Genomic DNA, 727 nt, shown 5'->3' on the forward strand with positions numbered 1-727 from the left:
GCCGAGGGCGGCGTGGTCAGCGGCAACGTGTTGTGGAACGACGTCGCCGGCGCCGATGGTCCCTTGCTCGGCGGTGGCGTGGTCGGCGTGCGCGCCGGCTCGGACACCTCGACCCCGGTCAGCGGCGGGCTGAATCAACAGATCAACGGCACCTACGGTTACCTGACCCTCGACGCCCAGGGCAACGCTGAATACCACAGCTACCCGAACGGCGTGAACGGCCCGGGCGCCACCGACGTGTTCACCTACACCCTGCGCGATAACGACGGCGATCAAAGCACCACAACCATCACCATCGACGTCAACAACAGCTGCATCAAAGCGGTCAGCGACAACGATGCGACGGTCTACGAAAAAGCCCTCGACCTGAGCAAGGACGGCCAGGACCTGGCGCCCGGCACCGTCATCGGCAGCCAACCGGGCCACACCGGCGAAACCGCCTCCGGCACCTTGGTCGGCTCGGTCAGCGGTGCGGCGGGCGCGATCACTTACGCACTGGTTGGCAGCGACCACGGCGCGTATGGCCAGATCCTGCTCAACCCCAACGGCACCTACACCTACACCCTGACCTCGCCGGCCAGCACCACGCCGCATGCGGACAACGGCGCCAATACCCTGAGCGAAACCTTCACCTATCAGGCCACCGATTCGCTGGGCAACACCGTCACCAGCACCATCGTGGTCAACATCGTCGATGACGTGCCTAAAGCCGTCGATGACAGCAACG

The 727-nt window shown here is 65.2% G+C and carries 1 protein-coding gene; it reads left to right on the forward strand.

Annotated elements, in window-relative coordinates; all coding sequences use genetic code 11:
* The coding region (locus tag ACI77H_RS30025) for a VCBS domain-containing protein (RefSeq protein WP_407015547.1) at positions 1-727 on the forward strand (727 nt) is incomplete at both ends.

This window comes from Pseudomonas sp. O230 (assembly GCF_045447035.1).
Taxonomy (GTDB): Bacteria; Pseudomonadota; Gammaproteobacteria; order Pseudomonadales; family Pseudomonadaceae; genus Aquipseudomonas.